Origin of the sequence: Cohnella lupini, from assembly GCF_003386205.1 — a bacterium.
Taxonomy (GTDB): Bacteria; Bacillota; Bacilli; order Paenibacillales; family Paenibacillaceae; genus Cohnella; species Cohnella lupini.
The window spans coordinates 243,426-263,783 of sequence record NZ_QRDY01000005.1 but is presented as its reverse complement, the minus strand read 5'-3'; the positions used below and the strand labels follow the sequence as shown (position 1 = coordinate 263,783).

Annotated in this window: 16 protein-coding genes; 9 read left to right on the top strand and 7 right to left on the bottom strand. The window is 51.5% G+C overall.

Annotation, left to right across the window (positions count from 1 at the left end; all coding sequences use genetic code 11):
* Positions 1-609 precede the first annotated feature (609 nt).
* The 7 genes from DFP95_RS11930 to DFP95_RS11900 form a co-directional block, all read right to left on the bottom strand.
* Positions 610-1,671 (bottom strand): LacI family DNA-binding transcriptional regulator, encoded by a 1,062-nt coding sequence (locus tag DFP95_RS11930; RefSeq protein WP_147304160.1) that lies wholly within the window; start codon positions 1,669-1,671, stop codon positions 610-612.
* Entirely contained in the window at positions 1,668-2,789 is a 1,122-nt protein-coding gene (locus tag DFP95_RS11925) for a glycoside hydrolase family 88 protein (RefSeq protein ID WP_181907370.1), read from the bottom strand. Before DFP95_RS11925 ends, DFP95_RS11930 begins: the two co-directional genes overlap by 4 nt.
* A 140-nt stretch (positions 2,790-2,929) precedes the next feature.
* Positions 2,930-4,057 (bottom strand): copper amine oxidase N-terminal domain-containing protein, encoded by a 1,128-nt coding sequence (locus DFP95_RS11920; protein ID WP_181907369.1) that lies wholly within the window; start codon positions 4,055-4,057, stop codon positions 2,930-2,932.
* 120 nt (positions 4,058-4,177) lie between these two features.
* Positions 4,178-4,516, bottom strand: a complete 339-nt coding sequence (locus DFP95_RS11915; protein WP_115992836.1) for a hypothetical protein — start codon at positions 4,514-4,516, stop codon at positions 4,178-4,180.
* A 101-nt stretch (positions 4,517-4,617) separates the two neighbouring features.
* On the bottom strand, positions 4,618-6,114 hold the full coding sequence (locus DFP95_RS11910) for a sensor histidine kinase (RefSeq protein ID WP_115992835.1): 1,497 nt from the start codon (positions 6,112-6,114) through the stop codon (positions 4,618-4,620).
* Complete coding sequence (locus DFP95_RS11905) at positions 6,104-6,766, bottom strand: response regulator transcription factor (protein WP_115992834.1); 663 nt, start codon at positions 6,764-6,766, stop codon at positions 6,104-6,106. The genes DFP95_RS11910 and DFP95_RS11905 overlap by 11 nt, the downstream gene beginning before the upstream one ends.
* A gap of 52 nt (positions 6,767-6,818) precedes the next feature.
* A complete protein-coding gene (locus DFP95_RS11900) occupies positions 6,819-7,682 on the bottom strand; it encodes a helix-turn-helix domain-containing protein (RefSeq protein ID WP_115992833.1) in 864 nt (287 codons plus the stop codon).
* 121 nt (positions 7,683-7,803) lie between these two features.
* On the opposite strand from DFP95_RS11900, the gene uxaC reads away from it, so the two are divergent.
* The 9 genes from uxaC to DFP95_RS11855 all read left to right on the top strand — a co-directional run bounded on the left by uxaC (position 7,804) and on the right by DFP95_RS11855 (position 20,334).
* Entirely contained in the window at positions 7,804-9,246 is a 1,443-nt protein-coding gene (gene uxaC / locus DFP95_RS11895; protein ID WP_115992832.1) for a glucuronate isomerase, read from the top strand.
* On the top strand, positions 9,233-10,753 hold the full coding sequence (locus DFP95_RS11890; protein ID WP_181907368.1) for a tagaturonate reductase: 1,521 nt from the start codon (positions 9,233-9,235) through the stop codon (positions 10,751-10,753). The genes uxaC and DFP95_RS11890 overlap by 14 nt, the downstream gene beginning before the upstream one ends.
* Complete coding sequence (locus DFP95_RS11885; protein WP_115992830.1) at positions 10,750-12,246, top strand: UxaA family hydrolase; 1,497 nt, start codon at positions 10,750-10,752, stop codon at positions 12,244-12,246. Before DFP95_RS11890 ends, DFP95_RS11885 begins: the two co-directional genes overlap by 4 nt.
* Positions 12,247-12,284: 38 nt before the next feature.
* Complete coding sequence (locus tag DFP95_RS11880; protein ID WP_115992829.1) at positions 12,285-13,577, top strand: Gfo/Idh/MocA family oxidoreductase; 1,293 nt, start codon at positions 12,285-12,287, stop codon at positions 13,575-13,577.
* A 211-nt stretch (positions 13,578-13,788) separates the two neighbouring features.
* The gene (locus tag DFP95_RS11875; RefSeq protein ID WP_115992828.1) at positions 13,789-15,129 is read left to right on the top strand and encodes an ABC transporter substrate-binding protein; all 1,341 of its coding nucleotides are present in this window, start codon (positions 13,789-13,791) and stop codon (positions 15,127-15,129) included.
* 75 nt (positions 15,130-15,204) lie between these two features.
* A complete protein-coding gene (locus tag DFP95_RS11870; RefSeq protein WP_115992827.1) occupies positions 15,205-16,095 on the top strand; it encodes a carbohydrate ABC transporter permease in 891 nt (296 codons plus the stop codon).
* A 3-nt stretch (positions 16,096-16,098) separates the two neighbouring features.
* Positions 16,099-16,938 carry a carbohydrate ABC transporter permease gene (locus DFP95_RS11865; protein ID WP_115992826.1) on the top strand — a complete coding sequence of 280 codons (840 nt, stop codon included), beginning with the start codon at positions 16,099-16,101 and terminating at the stop codon, positions 16,936-16,938.
* A gap of 41 nt (positions 16,939-16,979) precedes the next feature.
* Entirely contained in the window at positions 16,980-18,740 is a 1,761-nt protein-coding gene (locus tag DFP95_RS11860; protein ID WP_115992825.1) for a sensor histidine kinase, read from the top strand.
* Positions 18,715-20,334 carry a response regulator transcription factor gene (locus DFP95_RS11855; RefSeq protein WP_115992824.1) on the top strand — a complete coding sequence of 540 codons (1,620 nt, stop codon included), beginning with the start codon at positions 18,715-18,717 and terminating at the stop codon, positions 20,332-20,334. The genes DFP95_RS11860 and DFP95_RS11855 overlap by 26 nt, the downstream gene beginning before the upstream one ends.
* Positions 20,335-20,358: the final 24 nt, after the last annotated feature.

The following is a 20,358-nucleotide window of genomic DNA, read 5'->3' as shown; positions in this document are numbered from 1 at the left end:
ACGCCGGTTTGGATTACAACTCTGCTTTTAAGTAGAATTTCCGTCTTCCGCAATAGGATTGTTCCTTCATCTGTGAAATGGTTTGTTATTTTGTACGCATGACTTTGATAGTGTTGGAAATCAAGATACGGCTATTCGAGGAAGGATGTAAGCTTACGATGAAGTTGGAAACGGAGGGAGTTATCGAAGGCCATTATTGTACGCTAATCATCAACTATGTTGTACGCATTTCCTGCGGAATATTTCCGGAGCATCTTCATCTCGATGAATAAATGGCAGGAAGCCGGATTTTCCGCGATCATTTATATTGCGGCGCTGGCGGGGATCAACCCGGAGCAATACGAAGCCGCCGAGCACATTCGGCGGGAATAGAGCGGCTACGCCGCTTTAAATCGACGGAGGAGGCACATATGGCGGGAATAGAGTGGCTACGCCGCTTTAAATCGACGGAGGAGGCACATATGGCGGGAATAGAGTGGCTTCGCCGCTTTAAATCGACGGAGGAGGCACATATTGCAGGAATAGTGCGGCTACGCCGCTTTAAATCGACGGCAGAGGCACATTTGGTGTAGATATTAGATAGACTGGCGACTTTAGCATTCGTGAATTTTATGCACCGGTAGATCCTCGAATAATAAGCGGAGCATAGATATTTACGGTGGTGCCTACGATAGAGTACGGTTCTTTAATGTCTGGAGAAGACGGTTTCGAGGGAGGCGGCGGAGCCGAAGGGCTGAGCAGCCAGTCCAATGCCAGGTTCGCTTGGAGATCGTAAGGAATATCCACGCTCGTTAGTCCCGGATAGCTGAACTTCGCGTAATAGCTATTGTTGATGCCCATGACCTTGAATTGTCCCGGAATGCGGTATCCCTTCTCCATGGCTTTCATAAGGAACCGATATGCCATCGCGTCATCGAAAGCCAGAATCCCGATCGGATAGCGGTCGCCGTTATGTAGAGCAACAAGCTGATCGATTAAAGTGCCATAGTCGAATTCTGCCGGAATAACGAAGCAACCCGATTGTTCCTCGATTCGCAGCAGCCGAGTGCCTTCGATGAACCCTCCCCTTCGCTGAATATCCGTAGCGTTGGTCGGTGAGGGACCGATGTAACCGACCCATTCGCAGCCTTGCTCGCGCAAATGACGTACGCCGTAGATGCACGCTTGGCGAAAATCGACGTTAACGGCTCCAATGGCGATATCCTCAGGCCAATCCCATGCGTTGAATAGGACCAGCGGTGTGCCATCGGATACGATCGCTCTGGTGGAGTCATGCGACATGGCCAAGCCATGGCACAATAAACCGTCTACCCTGCGCTCGAGCAAGCTTTCCAAATGCCGTTTTTCGATCATCGGGTCCGACTCAGTAGAGTACACGGCTAGCCTGTAGCCCCTATCGTGGGCAGCACTTTCCATCACTTCCGCGAACGATCCGAAATAGCCGGCGAAGCCCGGAAGAAGCAGCCCTAATTCATAGGAATGCTTCTTGCTCAGGCTGGCAGCAAGGACGTTGCGCCTGTAGCCGAGATTTTTCGCCGCTTCCTCCACTTTTCGAATCGTTTCCTCCGCCATCGGGATATTCGATTTTCGATTCAGTACGTTGGAGACGGTAGCCGTGGACACTTGCGCTTCCCTGGCAACGTCGATAATCGTAATATTGCGGTTTTTCACTCGTACCAATATCCTTTATGTCCGTTTTGAAGGCGCATTAGCGCTTCCATATAATAATAATCTCCCCAGATCATAAAGTCATCAGGCGAAGCGCCGCCGCGAACGCTGTAAGAGCCGTGCTCCAGCAAACCTTGCGCATCCGCTTGCCCTATCGTGGAATAACGTTCGATCAAAGATCGCATCGTGCGATGCACGGCGTCTTGGAAATAAACGAGCAGGGGGTCGGAAGATTCCAAGTGTCCGATAATTTCCAATAACCCGCATGCAACGATAGCCGAAGCCGAACTGTCCCTTTTCGTTTCCGCCGTGACGGGAGCATCGAAGTCCCAGTAAGCCACCTGATCCTCGGGCAAATGCTCGATGAAATAAACCGCCGTCCGCTTCGCCGTTTCCAGATACAGCTGATTGCCTGTATAACGATAGGAGAGCGCGAAGCCGTAAATGGCCCATGCCTGACCGCGAGTCCATGTCGAGCCGTCCATGTAGCCTTGAGCCGTGCCGCCGCGAATCGCTTCTCCGTCCGCCGGGTTGAAATAGAAAGTATGATAGGAGGAATCGTCGCCGCGAATAAGGAAACGCCTGCTCTTGTCCGCGTGTTGTATGGCTACCTTCTTGTATTCTTCGTTGCCGGTTTTCTCGAAAGCCCAGTAAAGCAAAGGTAAATTCATCATGCAATCGACAATGATTCGGCCGCCGTTGTCGGCATCGCCTTTCGCCCCCCAAGCTTGTAGGTATCGGCCTTCGGCTCTCCATCGTTTCATTAGAACGTCGGCGGCTTCTATCGTCATCCGCTTGGCTTGCTCGTCTCGTTCGATCATCCATTTTGCCTTGGAGGAGAGAGAATAGAGGAAGCCGATGTCGTGATGATCCAAGTGGAGACGGTTGTCGAGCCTGTCGCGGAAGCTCTCGACCGTGTCTAACGCCGCGTTCCGGAAGGCCTCGTCCTTCGTGTGCTCATAGGAGAGCCACAGCATCCCCGACCAGAAGCCGTTAGTCCAATCGGTGTTGTCGTTAAGTTCGTAGACGCCGTCGTTGCTGACGTGCGGGAAGCGCTTCCCGAAACGTCCGATGTTCCTTTTCGTCTTCGCGATCGCGTCTTCCAGTGCTTCATTGTACATTATCATTTCTCCCAATCCCTTCTAGTTTAAACGTTTAAACTAAGTTTATGAGACAATTCCGATATCGTCAATAACCGTTTTTCGAGTAGGCGGCTAAATACGAAAAAGGCCGTCCATCTCTGGACAGCCCTTGACTAACTTTAGGATTGAGGAGTAAAAACGGCCTTGACGTTGGAGATATACAGAGTGCTGAGCCCCTCGTAACCGGAATCCGTTCCGATAATCAAGTAAGCTTCCCCGTTCGCGCCGGTCTTTACGACGCTATCCGATTGCATCTCTTTGAATTGGAAGCCTTCCTTCGAACCGGCCGGCTTGGCCGCATCGCCAACCAAATGCATGTCCTTACCGTCCGTCGATTGATTGCCTTTGTCTAGGTTCATCCGATAAAAGGGAACTCCTTCCGACTCATTGACTTCGTTAGCTTTCGGCTCGAAGTTCAACACGCCGGCCTTCACGTAAACGGAAGCGCCCGGAGCTCCGCCGACTCCCATGGAATCGTTCGCTTCATCGGTAGCCAATTGAAAGCTTAGCTTCACGCGATAAGTCGTATTCGGTTTAAGGCCATCTTTACCGGTCAGCTTTTTCGCGGTGTAAATAAAGAGATCGTCGCTGCGGTTCATCCCGCTTAATAGAATTCCGTTGGATGTTTGATTGCCGATCGTAGGCAGCTTTGTCCACTTATTGATGAGTCTGAAGTCCGTATCCTCGTGCTTGACTGGTAAATCGGCGAATCCTCCGGCCCAACCCTCGGCATCGTTAGCGAACGAATATTGAACCGCAACCGATTGACCGATAGCGTCCGAAGACTTCGCGGTCGCCCATTTCGACTTTGGATCCCAGCTTAGTTTAGCGCCGAAGGCTTGCGTTATCGCTCTTAAGGGAACGAACACCTTGCCTTTGATATTTTTAATCGCGAGGGGGAGCTTCGAAGTCTTATTACCCGCGGTTATAAGATTTCCCTTAATTAGAATGCTTTGATTGCCTTTGGTAAGCTTAAGACTCTGATTTGAGCTATTCCATGAAGATGCGACATGCAAACCTTCGGCAAGCTCCCGTACGGGAACCATTAAGGTTCCGTTTTGCGAATAAGGCGCCGTAGGCACTTTGATTTGCTTGTTTCCGAGCGTTATGAAAGGGCTGTCCGGTTTGAACTTCACGGAGCCGCCGGTAAAGATCGAAGAATCGTCCGCGGCATTGGCCGCCGTCGCCGCAAGAGTTCCCGCGAGCAAGGTCGAGAGGATCGTTAGAGATTGCAATGTGCGTTTCAAGGTGTATGCCCCCTTTAGTATGATCATAGCCTTAAACGGCGTCGGAACTCGAAAGGTTGCAATAAAAAAAGCAACCCGGAGATAACTCCCGGGTTGCTTGGAATAGAGTGGAATGCGTCTTTATTCGCTTGCTTGCGTGGTTTGTCCGCCGCTTGGGATGGAAACTTTACCGACGGCTTTCAATTCGCCTTTTAACATTTTAACTTTGGAAAGGTCAAGCTTAACGCCCGAAGCTACCAAGGTAGCCTTTCCCGGATCGGTTGTCGTCGCAAACTCCACTCCCGAGAGGTTTACTTTGCCGATCGCCTTCGCTTCCCCGATCTTGACGTTGGAAATATCCGGCAAGGAAGCATCGGATTTCGTGATGGACAACGTCGGCTCCTGTGCGGCAAAAACGGCTTGAGCGGAGACGGCGGAAATGGCAAGAGCGGCACCTAACAACAATAATTTTTTCTTCATTCGAATCGAACTCCTTCTAGTAGAATGTGTCTTACATTTACTAGATTAACTCTCCCGTCTGGAGCTAATGTGGAGCCGAAATGTGCTTTGCGTGCGGATTGTTATCGGCGGCAAGCGGATTGGAATGGGTCGCGGAGGAAATGCAGGGAGAACACGACGCCTTCCTTCGCGTTCTTAGCTTGAATCGATATCGATAATTGCTGAAGAATCTGCTTCGTAATATATAAGCCTAACCCGGAGCCTCCGGTATTGCGATTGCGGGAGTTGTCAATTCGATAAAAGGGCTCGAAGACGCGGCCGATTTGTCGTTCGTCGATATGCGCACCCGTATTGATGATCTCGATCGTCAGATAGTCGGCATGAACGGCTTGTCTGATGAGGACGCTCTCTCCCGGATTCGTATACATAATGGCGTTGTGCATCAAATTGTTTAAAGCCTTTTCCAGCATTTCGCGATGGACCCGTATTTCGCTTTCGTCCGAAATTAATGAAATGAGAGAGAGATCTCGTTGCTGGCCGAGCTCCTCGTATTTAGCTATAAGTCCTTGAATAAGCGAACGAATGGAGACATTTTCCTGAGTTCCGGACAACTGACGTTCGTCCGAGCTAGCGACTCGCAGCATGTCGGCAATCAACGTTTCCATTTCATTGGCTACTTCCAGCGTCTTATCCAGATAGGTTTCTCTGTCGGCATAGATCCCGATTTTATATAACATGCCTTCCAACTGGCCTTTCATGACGGTTAGCGGAGATTTCAGTTCATGGGAAACCGCGGCGAATAATTCTCTTCTGCGAGCTTCGACCTGTCTCTCTCGTTCCATTTCCTTCAGAAGCTGCTCGTTGGCCGTTTTCAACTCGTGAATGGATCCTTGCAGGTTGGCTGCCATAACGTTAAGGCTGTTCGCGAGCTTGCCGATCTCGTCCGAGGAATGCACCGGAATTCGCGTATCCAATTGAAGCTCGGCCATCTTGCCGGCGGAAAGCGTGATTTTGCGTATAGGCTTCGTCATAAGCGTGGAATAAAAGAACGAGCCCCCGATGGAAGCGATGAGAATAAAAGCCGCGACGTAGGGAGCGAGCAACGCCAGCACTTTAGAGGCTTCGTCGATAGGCTGAGGAGTGAAATAGGCAATCAGGGAAGCCTCCTTGCCTTTGAAAACCAAGTCCCTGCTTACGCTCGCAACGGAGACGGAGGCGGCGGCGGTTGACACCGTCGTTCCCGGCGAGGGGGTTAAGATGGGCGTCGGGCTCAAAGAGATCGCGGTTGCAACGGCCGGCGTTAGTTGGACATTCCCTAACACCGGGTATAACAATTTTTCGTCTTTGTCTTTAATCGTTATGAAGATGTTGGTTTGCAGGCGCAGCTCCGTCAATGCATCCTCGGCTTCGACGTCCGACAGTGTAGCGCTCTTGACGATGAAGCTATCGATATTGTTTGCTAGCTGCTGTTGTTTATAGCTCTTATACGTATGAGGAAGAAGCGTATAAATGATTAAATAGGTGCTGATCGAGAATACGAGCAGGATCGCGACGGTCAAACCGAACATTTTGAAAGTAATCGTATTCCGCAATCGGGAAATGATCGATTTAACGTTCAAGTTTATATCCCACTCCTTTTACCGTTTTAATGTAAGGAATATTCGTTTTTTTGCGTATATTTTTCAGATGGGTATCGATAATCCGGGTATCGCCGAAATAATCGTACCCCCAGAGCTTGTCCAGTAGCTGTTCCCGGGTAACGATTTTACCCGCGTTCTCGACGAGCGTATGCAGAATATCGAATTCTTTGGTCGTTAGTTCGACCGGGACGTTATCTACGTAGGCATTGTACGAGGTAACGTCCAATCGCAGCTCATGGAATTCGAGCCCGTCGCCCGACTGAACCGGTTTGGCGCGCCTTAATACGGCCTCGACTCTCTTGATCAATAGTTTGTAGGAAAAAGGCTTAGTCAAATAATCGTCGGATCCGTTGTCGAAACCCTCGATCTGATGATGCTCTTCGCTTAGCGCAGATAGTAATATGACGGGGACGTCGGATTGCTGCCGGATGATCCGCAGAACGTCGTTCCCGTTCAGATTGGGCATCATGATATCGGATAAGACCAGATCGTACGTGCCTTTGTTCCAAAGCTCCAAGCCTTCAAGGCCGTCGTTTGCCGTCGTTACGATATATCCTTGCGAGGATAAGAACTGCTCGAGCAGCTGCTTGATCGCTTTGTCGTCTTCCATGATTAATATGCGTTCGTTCATCGATCTTCACCCCGAGTTCATTATATTCCCCGAATCTGAAGTTCATATGAAGTTAGCTAGGCTCGCCGTTCAAGTTGCGGTATCGCGTGGGATTCGTTCCCGTTATTTTCTTGAAGGTTCGGTTGAAGTGCGCGAATTGCTCGAATCCGACGCGTTCCGAGATGTCCGTGATCTTGGCGTTCGAACGGGCAAGCAAGGACTGCGCTTCGCGAACGCGCGTCAAGTTGTGATAACCCACGATGGAGAAGCCGGTTACTCTTTTGAATGTACGGCTTAAATAGGATGGACTCATATCGAACCGTTCCGATAATTCCGTCAACGGCAGCTTTTCTTGATATCGAGAGTTGATGAATTTAACGACCTCGGCTATTCTCCGGTGAGTGGGGCTAAGCGGGTCGTCGGTGACGGGAACGTCGGCGTCTCTCATCCTTACGGCGAACAACAATAATTGCGTGACCAGAAGTCGGACAGACAGCTCAAATCCGTCTTCTTGCCGTTTGATCTCTTCCGCCATTTTACGAAACAGCTCTTCGACGAACCATTGCTCTTGCGGCTTTAGCCGATATAGATGGTGTTCGCGTTGGAAGACGTGAAGCAGGTCCGGCCGGAAAAGAGGATGGTCGGAGCCGAGATAAGCGTCGCTGAAATTCATAACGATCCGTTCGTGCTGCGGTGAGCCGAGGACCGACGTTTTATGGACATCGTATTTGTTGATGAACACCAAATCTCCGGCGGCTACGGAATAAGCGCTATCTTTAATAAAATAATTCCGTCTTCCCGAGAGCAAGTAGTATATCTCGTACGTGCTGTGATAGTGATTATTTCGCTCGAACGGCGTGGAACGCACGACTTGGTGCAGGTAAAAGTCGCTCTCATCGTTGCCGAAATCGACGGTAATAGAATCCTTCGCTAACATGCGATCACCTCAGGGCAAAAAAGATCATATAATCCGTAATTATAGCAAAAAAGGCCAATACAAGGAACGTAAATTGTCCTATGATTAAGGAGGAAATGATTACTAGGAAGGGGCCGAACGCATGAAGCCTTTTATGGATGAGCATTTTTTGCTTCAGAACGACACGGCGATCCGGCTGTATCATGATTATGCCGCGACGATGCCCATCATCGACTATCACTGCCATCTGGATCCCCGCGAGATCGCGGAGAACAAGAGATTCTCTAATCTGACCCAGGCTTGGCTATACGGAGATCACTACAAATGGCGCGCGATGCGGACGAACGGCATCGAGGAGAAGTACGTCACGGGCGGAGAAGGCGTAGGCGATTACGACCGTTTCCTCGCTTGGACGAGAACGGTTCCGGCTACCGTCGGCAATCCGCTATATCATTGGTCGCATCTGGAGCTTCGCCGGTTGTTCGGCGTAGACGATATTATACAGGAAAGCAACGCACGCGCGATTTGGGACCAAACGAAAGTACGATTTGACGGGGATGGATTCTCCGTGCGAGAGTTGATCAACAAGAATAATGTAATCGTTATCTGTACGACGGACGACCCGGCCGATTCTCTTGAGCACCATGATTTCATCGGAAGGGACAAGACGATCGATACGAAGGTATTACCGTCGTTCCGCCCGGATAAAGCTCTTAATCTTCGAAGCGAAACGTTCCTTCCATGGCTTAAGCGCCTTGAGACGTCAATCGGGTCGGACATCGCCGATTATGACGGTTTGCTGAAAGCGCTTGAGTCCAGAATCGCTTACTTCCATGAACGTGGCTGCAGAATATCAGATCATGCACTAGATGAAGTGCCTTACGCTCTTGCTACCCATTCCGAGGCGGCCGCGATTTTCGCCAAAGCTTTGTCCGGCCAGTCGGTGAGCAAGGAGGAGGAAAACAAGTATAAGACGTTAACCTTGCTTCAGCTGGGACGCTGGTACGCCGAGCGGGATTGGGCGATGCAGCTTCACATCCATGCGCGCCGCAACAATAACGGCCGTATGTTCGCCAAGCTCGGACCGGACACCGGCTTCGATTCGATCGGCGACGGGCGGCTTGCCGACGCGATCGTCGGACTGCTGAACGCATGGGACCGGGAGGGAGCTTTGCCGCGTACGATTTTGTATTCGTTGAATCCGAACGACAACGATATACTGGCATCGATTATCGGCTCCTTCCAAGGGGATGGCATTCCCGGCAAAATCCAGCTCGGATCCGCCTGGTGGTTCAACGACACCAAAGACGGGATGATCGCCCAGATGACCTCGCTGGCTAATATGGGGCTGCTTAGCCGATTCGTGGGAATGCTGACGGATTCCCGTAGCTTCCTATCCTTCACGAGACATGAGTATTTCCGAAGAATTCTATGCAACATGCTCGGAGAATGGGTCGAGCGGGGCGAAGCCCCGAATGATCCGGGCTGGCTAGGCGGAATAGTCCAAGATATCGGCTATCGCAACGCGGAACGTTATTTCCGCTTTAATGGAGAAGGGAGCGGGAAGAGAAATGATGGAGGGTAATACGGAAGCCGCGGCATGGCCGCTAATCGGCGAGAAAAGCTTGCAGCCGGACAACGCGACGCAATTTCAACGTCTGAAGGAGCTTCCCGTCAAAGTGCTGCAGGTCGGCGAAGGTAATTTTCTGCGAGGCTTCGCGGATTGGATGATTCATGTCTGTAACCGACAAGGGCTGTTTAATGGCGGCGTCGCGGTAACCCAGCCTCGCCCCTCGGGTAAGCCGCATTTGGATCAATTGAAGGCGCAGCAAGGGGTTTATTCGCTGCTCGTTAGGGGAATTCGCGAAGGAAAGCGGGTAGAGGAGAGGGAGCAGATCTGCGTGTTCTCCCGCATGATCGACCCTTACTCGGAATGGGAGTCGTTTCTGGAACTCGCCGATGGTCCGGACCTGGAGTTCGTCATTTCCAATACGACGGAAGCAGGACTTGCCTATCAGTACGCGGAATGGAATGCGGAGACGGACATCCCGTCTTTCCCCGGCAAGCTGACGGCGTTCCTCTATCGCCGTTACAATAAATTCGCGGGGGATCCCTCTCGCGGTCTCGTTCATCTTCCATGCGAGCTGCTGGAACGCAACGGCGAACGATTGCGGGAAACGGTGCTTCGGCATGCGGACGATTGGAGCTTGCCTGACGCCTTTAAGCAGTGGGTGAACGATTCCAATCGGTTTCTCAATACGCTGGTCGATCGCATCGTAACCGGATACCCAACGGATGAAGCGGAAGAGTTATTCGCCGAATGGGGCTATGCCGATCCGTTATTAACGACTTCGGAGCCTTATTATTTCTGGGCGATACAGGGAGAACGAGAGCTGGAGGAACGACTTCCGCTAGCGTCGGCGGGACTTAACGTAGCTTGGGTAGAAGATTTGGTTCCCTACCAGCAGCGCAAAGTCCGTATTCTGAACGGAACTCATACGATGATGGCCGCGATCGGGCTGGTGAACGGGCTTCGCGAAGTTAGAGAAGCGCTCGAGCATCCGGCGTGGGGGCCTAAATTCATACGAGGTTTGTTCGAAGAAATCGTGCCCGTATTGCAGCTCGACCGCAATGAAATGACGGCGTACGCCAACGAAACGCTGGAAAGATTCCGTAATCCGTTCATTAAGCACAAATTGGCGGATATCGCGATGAACAGCTTGTCTAAATGGAAAGTACGGCTGCTTCCGTCGCTTAAGGCATACATCGAACGGACGGGGCAATTACCGCCCGTATTAACGGAATCGCTTGCTTCGCTGCTCAGGCTGTATCGTCCGGACGTTACCGTCGCAACGCCGCATTCGCGGTTACCCGACGGTTCGTTATTCCAGATCCGAGACGACCCGGCTCTGCTTGAATGGATTAGCGAAGCGTGGGGGCCGGCGATAAAAGGGCAAGCCGACGGGCTGAATGCCGGCGTGAAAGCCATCTTGGGAAGTACGGCGATATGGGAAGAAGATTTAACGTTGCTTCCCGGCTTGGTGGATGAAATCGTTAAGCATATGACGAAATGGGAGGAGACGATCCGATGAGCGATACAGTAATTCTGCACCCGGATGACGACGTCGCAGTCGCGCTTAGGGACTTAGCCGATGGAGAATACGTTCGTATATCCGCGTCCGGGAAGGAAACGGAAGTAAAGGTAAGCGGCGACGTGCCAAGGGGACATAAGCTGGCTATTGGCCCGATTCCGCAAGGTCGGCACGTACGCAAGTTCGGTTATTCCATCGGGCTGTCCCAGACGGATATCCCGGCCGGCGGCTGGATTCATTCCCATAATCTGCGCACGGGACTCGGCGGGTTGCTGGACTATCGGTACGAACCGGCCGACCCCGTCGCCGCGCAGCCGAAAGGGTTAACCTTTCTCGGATACGAAAGAGACAACGGGGAAGTCGGCATTCGCAACGAGATCTGGATTCTGAATACGGTCGGCTGCATTAACAAGACCTGCGAGCTGCTGGCCAAGATGGCCTCGAATCGCTTCGGAAATCGTGGAATCGACGGAGTCTACCACTTCGCCCATCCTTTCGGTTGTTCCCAGCTGGGCGACGATCTCGGCCATACCCGGCAATTGCTCGCGTCGTTGGCAGAGCATGGAAACGCCGCCGGCGTGCTCATCGTAGGCTTGGGTTGCGAGAATAACCAAATCGACGGGATGAAGGAATTGCTAGGCGGCGACAATGACCGGATCCGCTATTTGAAAGCTCAAGAAGAAGATGACGAGCTAGAGACGGGAATGCGGTTGCTGGAAGAGCTGATCGACTATGCGGAGCGATTCTCGCGTAAACCGATCTCCTTATCTAAGCTGAAGCTAGGGCTGAAATGCGGCGGGTCCGATGGATTTTCCGGCATAACGGCCAACCCGCTTGTCGGCAGAATGGCCGACGCTTTGACGGCGGAAGGCGGCATGGCTTTGCTCACCGAGGTTCCCGAAATGTTCGGCGCCGAGACGATTCTGATGAATCGCGCGGAGAACGAGGAAGTGTTCGGTAAAGTCGTGGAGCTGGTTAACGACTTCAAGCAATATTTCATTCGCCACGGTCAGGAGATATACGAGAATCCGTCACCGGGCAACAAAGCCGGCGGAATCACCACGCTGGAAGAAAAGTCGCTCGGCTGCACGCAGAAGGGCGGGCACGCCAGCGTGACGGATGTTCTGCCTTATGGCGTCAGAGCGACGAAGCCGGGGTTAAACCTGATTCAGGGCCCCGGCAACGATCTCGTCTCGGTGACGGCGTTGGCCGCCGCCGGAGCTCATATCGTGCTGTTCACGACCGGACGCGGAACGCCGTTCGGCGGTCCCGTGCCTACGGTTAAGCTATCGACCAACAGCGAGCTCGCGCGGAAGAAAAAGCATTGGATCGATTTCGATGCGGGCAAGCTTCTGAACGGTACCGGCATGGATATGCTGGCTGTCGAGCTCATGGATTACGTTATCGCCTTATCGTCGGGCGTCGAACGGACGAACGGGGAGCAGAACGGCTTCCGGGAAATCGCTATATTTAAGGACGGCGTCATTCTATAATTCTAATTTCCAATTCCAATTCGAACGGAGAATTTTAAATGAGCAGAAAGAAATACGTGCTTGTAGGATCCGGGGGCAGAGCCGAGTTCTTCTACGGAGCCATCGCGTCGCAATATAAGGAAACCTCCGAGCTGACCGCCTTTTGCGATACGAACCAAACGCGAATGAATTACGCGAATAAACTATTGGAAGAAAATTACGGATATCCTCGCGTCGCTACCTACAAGGCGAACGAATTCGACCGGATGATCGAGGAGCAGAAGCCGGACGCCGTTATCGTGACCAGCATGGACCGGACGCACCATATTTATATTATTCGCGCCATGGAGCTCGGCTGCGACGTCATCACCGAGAAGCCGATGACGGTGGACGAGAACAAATGCCAGGACATCCTGGATGCGGTCGAACGGACCGGTCGCGAGGTTCGGGTGACATTTAACTATCGCTATGCGCCGCATCATACGAAAGCCAGGGAATTGATTATGCAGGGAGCGATCGGCCAGGTCACCTCCGTCCACTTCGAGTGGCTGCTCAATACGATGCACGGAGCCGATTATTTCCGCAGATGGCATCGGGACAAACGCAACGGCGGCGGTCTTCTCGTGCACAAGTCGACGCATCATTTCGATCTGGTGAATTACTGGATCGGCTCGCAGCCCGAAGAGGTGTTCGCTTACGGAGACCTGCTCTATTACGGGAAAGAGAACGCGGAGCAACGCGGAGTAACGAACTTCTACGAACGGGCGACGGGCAATCCGCTCGCGAAAGAAGATCCGTTCGCTCTGCACCTGGACGAGAACGAACACTTGAAGGCGATGTATCTGGATGCCGAGCACGAGGATGGCTATAGACGCGATCAGAGCGTATTCGGCGACGGAATCAGCATCGAGGATACGATGGGCGTAATCGTAAAGTATCGGAACAAGGCGATCCTGACTTATTCCCTGAACGCCTATATGCCATGGGAAGGCTATCGTATCGCTTTCAACGGGACGAAAGGACGCTTGGAAATGACGATCGTGGAACAATCTTACGTCAATTCCGGCGGCGATAAAGCATTGGAAGGCGCGCTAAAGGATAAGCGCATCGTCCTCTTCCCGATGTGGGAGCCTCCGGTCGAGATTGAACTGGAGGAAGGCGAAGGCGGTCATGGCGGCGGGGATCCGGTTCTTTTGAACGACATTTTCGGAACGCCTGTCGACGATCCGTTCAAACGCGCGGCGAACCATATCGACGGGGCTAGGTCTATCTTGACCGGAATCGCTGCTAACCGTTCCATTCGTACGGGCATGCCGGTTAAAGTAAAAGATCTGGTGAAATTTCACCGCTAATCGGGATATATCGGTCCATTATAATAGAATCATTTAGCCCTCTTTTTCGCTCCTTCAAGCGGAAAAGGGGGTTTTTGCGTTGCCGAAGCTCATAATACGTAACGATCAACTCCTGACTTTTGTTAACGTTTCCCTTACTTTTGTTTATGTCCATCCCCTCTCCCCTCATCTACAATGAAAAAGCAGTCAAACTTCAAGGAGGGTTAGTTATATGTTGAAGAAAAAAACTATTGCGATGTACATGCTTACCCTGGTTTTGTTTTTAGCGGCCTGTTCCAACGGCGCCTCGAATGAACCGGACAAAGAAGGAGCGGCATCGCAAGCTACCGGCGAGGCGACGACTGACGACGGCAAGGAAATCGAGCTTCGCATGTCTTGGTGGGGCGCGGATGAAAGACACGAGAAAACGCTTAAGGTTATCGAGCTGTTCGAACAGAAAAATCCGGGCGTTAAAATCACGGGCGAATATTCCGGGTTCGACGGATACTTGGATAAGCTGAACACGCAGATTGCCGCGGGCAACGCACCCGACTTGATCCAACTAGGCGGCAACATTAAAGAATACGTAGACAAAAACGCGTTGCTCGATCTGACTCCGTACGTAGGCGACATCCTTCATGTGGACGATTTCAACGGAGGCTTGGTGAAAGCGGCTACATTCAACGACAAACTGTACGGCGTGACGCTAGGCGTAAGCTCGACAACGTTGATGTATAACGCCAGTATGTTCGAGAAAGCGGGCCTGCCGGTTCCGAATGAAAATTGGACTTACGACGATTTCAAAGCGGACGTCATTCAAATCGCGGAGAAATTGGGCAAAGGCCACTACGGATCGTATGATTTGTCCAGCGATGCGGCTTCGTTAGGTTCCTATCTGGGAAGCGTGGGCAAGGAGCTCTATCGCGACGGAGAGCGCCATTTCGACAAGCAAGAGATGATCGACTGGTTCTCGATGTGGGATGAGCTACGCAAAGCGGGGGCGATCGTACCTGCCGACGTGCAAGTCGCCAGTCCTCCGACTGCCGTAGACAAATCTCTAGTCGTTAAGGGAGAGGTAGCCATTCAGAGCGCGTCGGCCTCCCAGATCTTCGGTTTCCAAGAGTTGACTCAGGACCAATTGGGCTTGACGGTGTATCCGAACGGCCCGGCAGGAAGCGGAATGATTCCGCCGATCTCCGGACAATTCATTACCTCTTACGAGGGTACCAAACATCCGGAGATGGTGGCTAAATTCATCGACTTCATGGTGAACGATCCAGAAGCCGGAGTTATCCTCGGCAGCACTAGAGGAGTTCCTCCGGCGGCCAAGATTCGCGATGTATTAGCCGCGCAATCCACGCCGGTAGACAAGGTTCTTTACGATTACATTTCATTGGTTAGCAACACGGCTCCGGCCGTGGATTATCAACAATTTCCATTGGATAACGAATTCACGAAGCTGTTGCAGCTAACGAGCGAGAAAATCGCGTTCAACGCCAATTCGATCGAGTCCTCCGTCGACGAATTCATGACCGAAACGGATAAATTGCTCGCCAAAGCTAAAGCGCAATAAGTCATATCATCATGAAATAACGGGATATCGGGGAGCCCTTGCGGCTCCCTTTTCCCAAGGATAGGGGAGCTAATTATGCAGAAATACAAAACCTATGCGGCCGGGTATTTGTTTCTGTTGCCATGGTTTATCGGTTTCATCTTTCTATACTTAAGTCCGATTATCGCATCTCTGTATTTATCCTTTACGAGATACGACTTGCTATCCGCGCCACAATGGATAGGCTTCGACAATTATAAAACCATGTTTACGGACGATTATCGTCTCGGCGATTCTATTAAAGTCACGTTCAAATACGTGCTGCTGTCGGTTCCTTTCCGATTGGCCTTCGCGCTTGGACTGGCCATGCTGCTTAATCAAGGAATGAAATTCCTCGGCTTATATCGCACCATCTATTACATTCCTTCCTTGCTGGGAGGAAGCGTGGCCATATCCGTCCTGTGGAAGCAGGTGTTCGACAAGGAAGGACTGTATAACCAAGGCTTAAGCCTGCTGGGAATCGATGGTCCCAACTGGATCGCCGATCCTCACTATGCGATCTTCTCGTTGATCGGATTATCGGTATGGCAGTTCGGGTCGGTTATGATCATATTCCTGGCCGGACTCAAGCAAATCCCCCAAGAGCTCTACGAAGCGGCGACCGTAGACGGAGCCAGTATTTTTCGGAAATTCGCGCGGATCACGCTGCCGCTGCTTACGCCCGTCATCTTCTTTAATTTGACAATTACGTTGATTCAGTCGTTTCAAACGTTTACCAAAGCTTTCATCATTAGCGGCGGTTCGGGCGGACCGATCAATTCAACGCTACTCTATTCCTTATATTTGTATATCAAAGGCTTTACGTTCCTGGACATGGGCTACGCTTCCGCGATGGCTTGGCTGCTGCTGATCATAATTGCCGCCTTTACCGGCGTGCTGTTCCTGACATCCCGCTACTGGGTGTACTATTCGGACGGGAGGGATTGAGGGATGGCCATCCATCGACAGATCAGATCGTTCTTCTTCCATGCGCTGGTGCTAGGGTTCGGGCTTCTTATGCTCTATCCGGTATTTTGGCTGCTTAGCGCCTCGGTCAAGCCGACGACGGAAATTTTCACTTCCAAAGGATTATGGCCTTCTTCGATTACGTTCGAGCATTATTCGGAAGGTTGGTTCGGCTTGCGCAACATTCAGTTCGGCCGGTTCTTCTTGAATTCCCTCATTCTTTGCGTAGTGGCAGTCATCGGGACGGTTCTCAGTTCGTCCATGGCGGCCTTCTCGTTCGCAAGAATCAACTTCCCTTTGAAAAATCTGTTCTTCGCGCTCATGCTGGGTACGATCATGCTTCCGGGACACGTGACGTTGATCCCGCAATACATCATGTTCCACAAGATCGGTTGGGTGGATACGTTCCTTCCGCTCATGACCCCGAAATTCGTCGGCGACGCCTTCTTCGTCTTCCTGATCGTTCAATTCATACGCGGAATTCCCAAGGAATTGGACGAAAGCGCGAAGATCGACGGCTGCGGCTGGTTTACGCTGTATTTCCGCATTATCATGCCTCTCAGCCTGCCCGCGTTAATAACGGCCGCGATCTTCACGTTCATGGGTACATGGGACGATTTCTTCGGGCAATTGATCTATCTGAGCGACATCAAGAAATTCACGGTTCCTCTCGGCTTGCGCCTATTCTTGGATTCCAGCGGCAGCTCCAATTGGGGCGCGGTATTCGCTATGTCGGTCTTATCCATCGTGCCTAGCCTCGTCATCTTCTTCCTGGGACAGAAATACTTTACCCAAGGGATCGCGACGACGGGCTTGAAAGGTTAAAATGGTTGTACGACAATTGTTTACTCAGAGGGATAGACAAAATGCGCAAACGATTCAAATACCCGACAAAGCTTTTCACTCTGATGGTGCTTTGCTTCGTCGGATTCAATAGCCTTCTCCTGCTTATCTCCGGAGTCGTATATTACGGAACGTACTCGGAAATCGCCTACCGCGAAATCCGGCTAGCCAAGAAAGAGCTTCTGGACGAGACTTCCCAGAAGCTTTCGAATTACGTGGCGGGTATCCAGGATACGGCCCGTTTTCTGGTGACGAACACGATGGTTCAGCAATACCTGTCCGTCGAGCCGGAGAGCGAGTATGATTTCGTATTCAAGAGCCGTCAATTGTACGAGGAATTTCAGAAGCTGGCTACCGTGAAGGCGGGTCTGCACTCGATTGAACTGTATACCGATTGGCTTATCGGGTACCCGACCTTTCAGGATCAATTCATGCATCCGATTAAAGAAGCGCAAGCGGAAGGATGGCTTGAAAGAATGGATCGGTCGGACGGCTACTGGATCGCGTCCCATGATCATTCGTCAATCGGGATGATCAGCTACGTGCACCAAATCATCGGCAACCGCGGCGAAATTCTAGGTATCGTGAAGATTAACATTCCCGACAAGATGCTATTCGAAATTCTGGATAAGGACGGATCGGCGGAGAACGTTCCGGACTATTACGTAGTCTTGGACTCCGGAGGCAACTATATCGCTTCGGTGCTGCCCACCGGCATAACCGTGCCTGAACGCGCGGACGAGATGGTAAACGCGGTATCGGGTACGAAATACAGCGTTATTCAATCGGACGCGAATTCGCAATATTGGATGCTCCTTCAATTGATTTCCAAAGACGTATTCAAGCAGAGCGGCAAGGAAATCCGCACGTTAATCGTCGGATTGTTGTCCGCGTTGATCCTATTGTCCATTCCGCTCGCTTTCTGGGTGTCAAGAAGGCTGACCTCTCCCATATACGGCATAGTAGAAGGGATGCGGTCTATCGAGAAGGGGGATTTCAACGTAAGAATGAATGCGTCGAGCATTCAGGAGTACCTCTATCTCACAACGCATTTCAACCGGATGGTGCACCGTTTGAAGGAGCTTATAGGACGCCTGAATCAGGAGCATCGCGATCGCCGGGAAGCGGAAATCCAACTGCTGCACGCGCAGATCAAGCCGCATTTCCTGTACAATACCTTGGATCTGATTCATTGGAGAGCGTTGGATTACAATGCTCACGAGATCAGTCTGATGGTTCAGCAATTGTCCAAGCTGTTCCGCATCGGACTCAGCAACGACAAGTGGTACGTTACCGTTAGAGATGAATTGGCTCACGCCCGTTGTTATATGGCCATTCAAGAGTACCGTCAAAATTTCAGCACCGAATATGCCGAGAACGTGGAAAGCGATTTATTCGATGCCATCATTCCGAAAATCATTTTGCAGCCTTTCCTGGAAAATGCGGTCATTCACGGCTTTCAGAATCGGCACGACAATGCGGTCGTTCATGTGGATATCGAGCAACGGGATGAAATCGGGGGTAAGCAGCTGATCGTCACGATCGCCGATAACGGATGCGGATTGCCCGACGGATTCGATATTCAGACCGCTTCGGGAATAGGCATTCGCAACGTTATCGACCGTATCCATCTCTATTGCGGTCCTAAATACGGCGTTCATATCGCATCAGGGGCGCATGGGGGCACGCAAGTAATCATGAATTTGCCGCTGATTCGCAACGAGGAGGAAATGGAGCAACTGACAAGGAGCCTTTCCCATGAATTCGATTCTCTTGGTGGATGACGACGAATATGTCATTAACGGACTGCTCAAGCATATCCCCTGGCAGGATATGGGGGTAAATATAGTCGGAACGGCAGCGGACGGTCTAGAGGGGCTGAATAAATTCCTCGAGCTTCGGCCGGATTTCGTAATTACCGATATCTATATGCCGGTAATGGACGGGTTTCAATTAACCGAAGAAATTCACGCGATCGATCCCTCGGTTCCGATCGTGATCTTAAGCGGATACGACGATTTGGCGAACGCGAGGAAAGCCGTGTCTTCCGGAGTGCATCACTTTCTTCTTAAGCCGCCTAGCATCGCGGAGATAGAGTTCGTCGTGCGCGAAGTCGTGCAGCTGCTTAACGAATCTCAAGAACACGAAGATCTGCTGGCCAGTTATTTGCAGCAACAGGAAATCGTGCGGAGATCGATGAAGGATGCTTTTTTCCGGGATTTAATATCGACCAGATACCGGGCTGACGAGCTACCGGGCAAACGGATCGCGTTTATGGGTTTGCCCGAGGTTTCTACCGTTCAAGCTCTGACCCTCAGCCTCGTACGTCCGGATATTTCCGCGCGGAGAGAAGAACGGGATTGGCAGCTGCTTCGTTTCGGAACGGGGAATATCATCCGAGAGATGCTTAGCTCGGCCTTGAGCGCGACTCCGATGATGACCGCCGAGGTGCTGGAATATTCGGATCAGGATTTCGTCGTTATTTTTCTGGCGGATCCCGAGTCTGATTATTCCCAGGAAATCATTCTGGAAATGTCGGCTTCGATTCTGGACAATATTCTTCAATATATGAAGCTCTCCGTTCTTGCCGGGCTCGGAACAGTCCGTAGCGGCTATCATCAGCTCATGGATTCCTACTTGGAAAGCCGCAGCTCGGTGGAAATCGCGGAAATGAACGAGTGGAATCGCGTGTACGCGCATGAGGCGTCCAATAAATCCGAGCCGGGGAAGTCCGTCTCGATGGATGCGGTTCGGCATCTCCATGACGCTGTCTTCCAAAAGCAATGGCAGCAATCGAACGATCTTTGGATGGTCTTGCGTAATGAGCTGATTAACGGAAGCGTTTCTCTTCCGCTATGCAAAGGAGTTTGCTCGGGAATCGCAAGCGCGTTCTGGACGGCTTCGCTGACCCCCGACATGCAAGCAGAAACGGCGGGACCCGCTCTGGAGGATCTCCTGCTCCAATTGAACAGATGCGGTTCTACCCGGCAATTGCTGGAATGGATGGACGATTCGGTTGCCCGGATGATCGGTCAGATCAATGACGATCAAGCCGGTAAGAAGAGTCATGCCTTAGTGGATAAAGTCATTAAGGAATATATCGAAAAGTGCTATCACGAGAACATTTCGCTTGAACAAATCGCGGCCAATCTCCACGTGAACCGCAATTACTTAAGCCAATTGTTCAAACGGGTAACCGGCGAACCGTTCGTGACCTATTTCAATAAATATCGGATTCGCAAAGCGATCGAATTGATCGGCACTGGCAAATACATGGTCTATGAAATCAGCGAAAGAGTCGGCTTTCAGAACTCTACTTATTTCAGCCAAGTATTCAAATCGATTACCGGTTATAGCCCGTCCGAATACGATCGATAATTCATCGGCAAAGGAGCACGGCGC

Coding starts and splice junctions, on each gene's coding strand:
- uxaC (WP_115992832.1), top strand. CDS start 7,804: ATGAAGCCTTTTATGGATGAGCATTTTTTGCTTCAGAACGACACGGCG.
- DFP95_RS11855 (WP_115992824.1), top strand. CDS start 18,715: ATGAATTCGATTCTCTTGGTGGATGACGACGAATATGTCATTAACGGA.
- DFP95_RS11880 (WP_115992829.1), top strand. CDS start 12,285: ATGAGCAGAAAGAAATACGTGCTTGTAGGATCCGGGGGCAGAGCCGAG.
- DFP95_RS11900 (WP_115992833.1), bottom strand. CDS start 7,682: ATGTTAGCGAAGGATTCTATTACCGTCGATTTCGGCAACGATGAGAGC.
- DFP95_RS11875 (WP_115992828.1), top strand. CDS start 13,789: ATGTTGAAGAAAAAAACTATTGCGATGTACATGCTTACCCTGGTTTTG.
- DFP95_RS11885 (WP_115992830.1), top strand. CDS start 10,750: ATGAGCGATACAGTAATTCTGCACCCGGATGACGACGTCGCAGTCGCG.
- DFP95_RS11870 (WP_115992827.1), top strand. CDS start 15,205: ATGCAGAAATACAAAACCTATGCGGCCGGGTATTTGTTTCTGTTGCCA.
- DFP95_RS11925 (WP_181907370.1), bottom strand. CDS start 2,789: ATGTACAATGAAGCACTGGAAGACGCGATCGCGAAGACGAAAAGGAAC.
- DFP95_RS11860 (WP_115992825.1), top strand. CDS start 16,980: ATGCGCAAACGATTCAAATACCCGACAAAGCTTTTCACTCTGATGGTG.
- DFP95_RS11915 (WP_115992836.1), bottom strand. CDS start 4,516: ATGAAGAAAAAATTATTGTTGTTAGGTGCCGCTCTTGCCATTTCCGCC.
- DFP95_RS11890 (WP_181907368.1), top strand. CDS start 9,233: ATGATGGAGGGTAATACGGAAGCCGCGGCATGGCCGCTAATCGGCGAG.
- DFP95_RS11865 (WP_115992826.1), top strand. CDS start 16,099: ATGGCCATCCATCGACAGATCAGATCGTTCTTCTTCCATGCGCTGGTG.
- DFP95_RS11905 (WP_115992834.1), bottom strand. CDS start 6,766: ATGAACGAACGCATATTAATCATGGAAGACGACAAAGCGATCAAGCAG.